Here is a 5,017-nt window from a genome sequence, read left to right as displayed (position 1 = left end):
GTTCTCGCTTCTTAGCATCGCTGGCCAAATCGCGGATGAGGGCGCATTCCGCCGCATCCGTGCGGAGCTTTTCCAACTGAGCCTGCATGTCTTTCATTGCGGTCGGTCCGTCGACCTCAAGCTCGAACCGGCTGCGTTCTTCGTTGTCGCGAAAGGATTCCGGCATCGTCTCGCTCCTGGGTTCGGCTATTGGGTCTTTGCGCCTTCCGCCGCCGGAAACACGACGCGGTCGTCGGTGCGGCAGTAGCGGTCGGCGAACATGCGGCCGATCGGGTGATAGCGGTCCATATGCACCCGCATCGCCTTGTCGTCCCACAGCTCGTCGCGAATGTGGAAGTGGATGCCTTCGCCCATGATCAGGCGGCGATCGTCGTTGACGTCGATCAGCTTCCAGAGCTTGCACTCCATCGCCCAGGGCGTGTCGGCGAGTCGCGGCACCGCGATCTTCGTCGAGGGCGCAAGCTTGAGGCCGAGATAGTCGGGTTCGCCGATGTCAGGCGGAAAATCGCCGCTGCTCTCGTGCATCGCCCGCGCCAGCGGCTCGTCCGCCAGGTTGACCACGAACTCGCCGGTGCGCTGGATATTGAGGAAGGTGTCCTTGTCCTCACCATCAGGCTTCCGGTTCGCCGCGAACATGCAGAGTGGCGGGTCCTCGCAGAACGCGTTGAAGAAGCTGAACGGGGCGGCGTTGACCACGCCGGTCGGCCCGAGCGTGGTCACCCACGCGATCGGCCGCGGCAGGATGAAGGACGTCAGCACCTTGTAGCGCTCGCGTGGCGTGAGGTCGCTGGCGGCGTAGTCCATGGGGGCTCCTGCAAGGGGGAGGTCTCGTAGGGTGGGGAAAGCGAAGCGTGCCCACCACTTCTTTATGGTGGGCACGGCGCAAGTGCGCCTTTGCCCACCCTACAGCACTTCCGTCGAACGACATTCGTAGGGCGGATTACGCTTCGCTAATCCGCCCTACGACATCTCGATCACGCCATGCTCAGCTCGTGGCGTCCGACCACCATCCAATGCACCTCGTCCGGACCGTCGGCGAAGCGCAGATGGCGGACGTCCTGATACATCTCGGCCAGCGGGGTCCAGTGCGAGATGCCGGTGGCGCCGTGCATCTGGATGGCCTGGTCGATGATCTTGCAGGCGCGCTCAGGCACCATGGCCTTGACCATGGAGACCCAGACGCGGGCCTCCTTGTTGCCGAGCACGTCCATCGCCTTCGCTGCCTTCAGCACCATCAGCCGCATCGCCTCGATCTCGCAGCGCGCCTGGGCGATGATCTGCATGTTGCCGCCGAGATGGGCGATCTTCTTGCCGAAGGCTTCGCGGGTGAGGCCCCGCTGCACCATCAGATCGAGCGCCTTCTCGGCTTTGCCGATGGTGCGCATACAGTGATGGATGCGGCCGGGCCCGAGGCGGAGCTGCGAGATCTCGAAGCCGCGGCCTTCGCCGAGCAGGATGTTCTCCTTGGGCACACGGACATTGTTGAAGCGCATGTGCATGTGGCCGCGCGGGGCGTGGTCCTGGCCGAATACGTACATGGGGCCGAGCACCTCGACGCCGGGTGTGTCGCGCGGCACCAGGATCTGCGACTGCTGCTTGCTCGGCGCCGCGTCCGGATTGGTCTTGACCATCACGATGAGGATCTTGCAGCGGGGATCGCCGACGCCGGAGATGTAATATTTCTCGCCGTTGATGACCCATTCGTCGCCGACGAGCTTTGCCGTCGTCGAGATGTTCTTGGCGTCGGAAGAGGCGACGTTCGGCTCGGTCATGACATAGGCTGAACGGATCTCGCCGTTGAGCAGCGGCTTCAGCCACTTCTCCTTCTGCTCCTTGGTGCCGACGCGCTCCAGCACCTCCATGTTGCCGGTGTCCGGCGCCGAGCAGTTCATGCTCTCCGAAGCCAGCGGGCTCTTGCCGAGCTCGGATGCGATATAGGCGTAGTCGAGATTCTTCAGGCCCTGGCCGGTCTCGTCGTCCGGCAGGAAGAAGTTCCAGAGACCTTCCTGCTTGGCCTTGTTCTTGGCCTTCTCCAGCACCTCGAGCTGCTTCGGCGTGAAGCTCCAGCGGTCTTCCTTGCCTTCGCCGGCCTTGGCGAACTCGATCGACATCGGCTCGACGGTGTCGCGGATGAATTTCTTGACGTGATCATAGAGCGGCCGGACCTGGTCCGACATGCGCAGGTCGTTGAGCTCGTCGCCGGGATTGAGGGTGTAGTTGGTGGTGCGGGGAATGTAGGTGTGTTTTGTCATTGTTCCTCCCGGGACGCTGAGATCGTTCTGGGCGCAAGAATAGTCGGAGCGCGGCCAAAGTGCGAGCGCGCATTTTTCACGCGGAGCCATGCCATGCGATGGAATTTGGCAGAGGCGTTTGAAATGTTGTTTGAATGGGACGGGAGAGCTCCCTCCAGGTGTCGTCCCGGACAAGCGCGCCTCACTCTCCGCTGTCATCGCCCGGCGAAGACCGGGCGATCCAGTATTCCAGAGACCGTCGTGATTGGGCCGAGAAGCCGCGGCGTACTGGATTCCCCGCTTTCGCGGGGAATGACACCAACCGTGTGGTTTAGTTCGGCATCCGATGCATGGCGCAGATCTTGTTGCCGTCGAGGTCGCGCAAATAGGCCAGATACATCTTGCCGGCCGCGCCGCCATCGCGGATGCCCGGTGGATTCTCACAGGTCTTGCCGCCGGCCGCGAGACCGGCCGCGTGCCAGGCTTCGACTTGCTCGGGCGAGCTGCACGCAAAACCGATCGTGCCGCCGTTCGCGCAGGTCGCCGGTTCGCCGTTGATCGGCTTCGACACCGAGAACACGCCGGTCTTGGTGATGTAGAAGATGCGGTGGCCGTCGACCCTGGCCGGCCGCACCTCGAGCGTGCTCAGCAGGTTGTCGTAGAATGACTTGGCTTTGTCGAGATCGTTGGTGCCGATCATCACGTGCGAGAACATTTGCCCATTCCCTTCTGCGCTTACAATATGAGCCGTAGGTGGGCAAAGCGCAGCGTGCCCCCCACGACATTGGAAAATGCCTATGGTGGGCACGGCGCAAGGGCGCCTTTGCCCACCCTGCAAAAGATCAAAACGCGGTATAGCCGCCGTCGATCACGAACGTATCGGCCGTGTGATACGACGACGCCTTGCTCATCAGATAGACGGCGATGCCGCCGAAATCGCTTGGCTCGCCGAAGCGCCGCACCGGAATGCGCGGCATCACGTTGGCGACGAATTTCTCGTTCGCCATGATGCCCGCGGTCATGTCGCTCTTGATCCAGCCGGGCAGGATCGCATTGGCCGTGACGCCGTGGCGGGCCAGCTCGACGCCGAGCGCGCGCACCAGCGCATTGATCGCGGCCTTGGTCGCTGCATAATGCTCGTTGCGCGCGGTGCCGAAGATCGAGGCGAGGCTCGAGGTGGCCACCAGCCGGCCGAAGGGATCGCCGGCATTGGCGCGATCGGTCATGTGGCGCGCGGCGGCCTGGAACGCGTGGAATACGCCGTCGAGATTGGTCGCAAACATCGTGCGCCATTCTTCCTCGGTGCGCTCGATGAAGGAGCGCCGGCCGCCGCCGCCGATGCCGGCATTGGCGAAGCAACCGTCGACCCGGCCGAAAATGTCGAGCGTCGCCTTCATCGCCGCGTTGACCGAGGCTGGGTCGGTGACGTCGCAGACGCGGGTGTCGACCTTGCCTGATAGCCCCGCCATGCTCGCGGCAGCAGCCCTGTTCTTGTCGGGATTGCGGCCCCAGATCGAGACGTTGCAGCCCTGGCCCGCGAGCGCCTGCGCGATGCCGAGGCCGATGCCGCCATTGCCTCCGGTGATGACGGCCACGCGGCCGGAGAGGTCGAAAATGTTCATGGCGCGTTTCCTGTTTTTGGCAAGTCTTCTTGATGTGCGGTGCATCAGCCGCTGCGCGCAAGATTGCTTGCTATGCTCTGATCACCATGGACAAGACCGCGCCAAAAATCAAATATGCGCTCAGGCAAAACGAATTCCGGTCTGCGAAACTGACGCGGGCCGCAACTCACGAGGAAACCATGCAGTTCAAACACGTCACGCTCGATTTCGATGGCTCGGTCGCGATCCTCAAGCTCGACCATCAGGAGGTGATGAACGCGGTCTCGGTTGACATGCTGGGCGGTCTCGCCGAGGCGCTCGACACGATCGAGGAGAAAAAGGACGAGGTCCGCTGCGTCGTCTTGACCGGCGCGGGGCGGGCGTTCTGCACCGGCGCGAACCTTCAGGGCCGCAACGACCAGTCGAAGAAGACCAAGGCCGGCCTGACGCTCGAGACCGGCTTCCATCCCTTCCTGCGCCGCATTCGCAATTTGCATTGCCCGATCGTGACCGCGGTCAACGGTCCGGCGGCGGGCGCCGGCATGAGCTTCGCGCTGCTCGGCGACATGATCCTATGCGCGCGTTCCTCTTACTTCCTTCAGGCCTTCCGCCGCATCGGCCTCGTGCCGGATTGCGGCTCGACCTGGCTGCTGCCGCGCCTCATCGGCCGGGCGCGCTCGATCGAATTGTCGCTGATGGGCGAGCGGCTGCCGGCCGAGAAGGCGCTGGAATGGGGCCTCGTCAACCGCGTCCACGACGACGGCGTGCTGATGGAGGAGGCGATGAAGCTGGCGCGCGACCTTGCCAGCGGCCCGACGGTCGCGCTGTCGCTGATCCGCAAGCTCTACTGGGACAGCCCGGAGAATTCCTTCGAGGATCAGCTCAACCTCGAATTCCAGTGCCAGCTCCGCGCCGGCGACACCCAGGATTTCCGCGAGGGCGTGGGCGCGTTCCTGGAGAAGCGGCCCGCGCAGTTCAAAGGCAAATGATCGAAACGGAGCTTTCACGCAGCGTCCGGCGCTGGTGTCCGGGGGCGACCGGCGTCACCGGAGCAGCAAAACTGTCCGGCGGCGCCAGCCAGGAAACCTGGCGCTTCGATATCGTGCATCCCGATGGGCCGATCGGCGCGATCCTGCGCCGCTCGCCGAAAGGCTATGGCGCGGCGCCAACGCGCGCGGCAGGTCT

Annotated in this window: 5 protein-coding genes and 1 pseudogene; 2 read left to right on the top strand and 4 right to left on the bottom strand. The window is 63.8% G+C overall.

Annotated features, from left to right (window positions below):
* Positions 1-186 precede the first annotated feature (186 nt).
* The 4 genes from MOV75_RS27225 to MOV75_RS27210 all read right to left on the bottom strand — a co-directional run bounded on the left by MOV75_RS27225 (position 187) and on the right by MOV75_RS27210 (position 3,853).
* Complete coding sequence (locus MOV75_RS27225; RefSeq protein ID WP_246926823.1) at positions 187-804, bottom strand: flavin reductase family protein; 618 nt, start codon at positions 802-804, stop codon at positions 187-189.
* A 170-nt stretch (positions 805-974) separates the two neighbouring features.
* Entirely contained in the window at positions 975-2,252 is a 1,278-nt protein-coding gene (locus tag MOV75_RS27220; protein WP_212081204.1) for an acyl-CoA dehydrogenase family protein, read from the bottom strand.
* A gap of 310 nt (positions 2,253-2,562) precedes the next feature.
* Complete coding sequence (locus MOV75_RS27215; RefSeq protein ID WP_246926821.1) at positions 2,563-2,946, bottom strand: VOC family protein; 384 nt, start codon at positions 2,944-2,946, stop codon at positions 2,563-2,565.
* 127 nt (positions 2,947-3,073) lie between these two features.
* Positions 3,074-3,853, bottom strand: a complete 780-nt coding sequence (locus MOV75_RS27210; protein ID WP_246926819.1) for an SDR family NAD(P)-dependent oxidoreductase — start codon at positions 3,851-3,853, stop codon at positions 3,074-3,076.
* A gap of 179 nt (positions 3,854-4,032) precedes the next feature.
* Here MOV75_RS27210 and MOV75_RS27205 point away from each other — a divergent pair, with 179 nt between their 5' ends.
* Positions 4,033-4,821, top strand: a complete 789-nt coding sequence (locus tag MOV75_RS27205; protein WP_246926817.1) for an enoyl-CoA hydratase/isomerase — start codon at positions 4,033-4,035, stop codon at positions 4,819-4,821.
* Positions 4,818-5,017: pseudogene (locus MOV75_RS27200) on the top strand (phosphotransferase family protein); the annotation flags it as partial. The gene MOV75_RS27205 and the pseudogene MOV75_RS27200, both read left to right, overlap by 4 nt.

It is taken from the genome of Bradyrhizobium sp. PRIMUS42, from assembly GCF_023006515.1.
Lineage (GTDB): Bacteria > Pseudomonadota > Alphaproteobacteria > Rhizobiales > Xanthobacteraceae > Bradyrhizobium.
The sequence above is the reverse complement of the archived record's forward strand: the minus strand, read 5'-3'. Positions and strand labels throughout refer to the sequence as shown.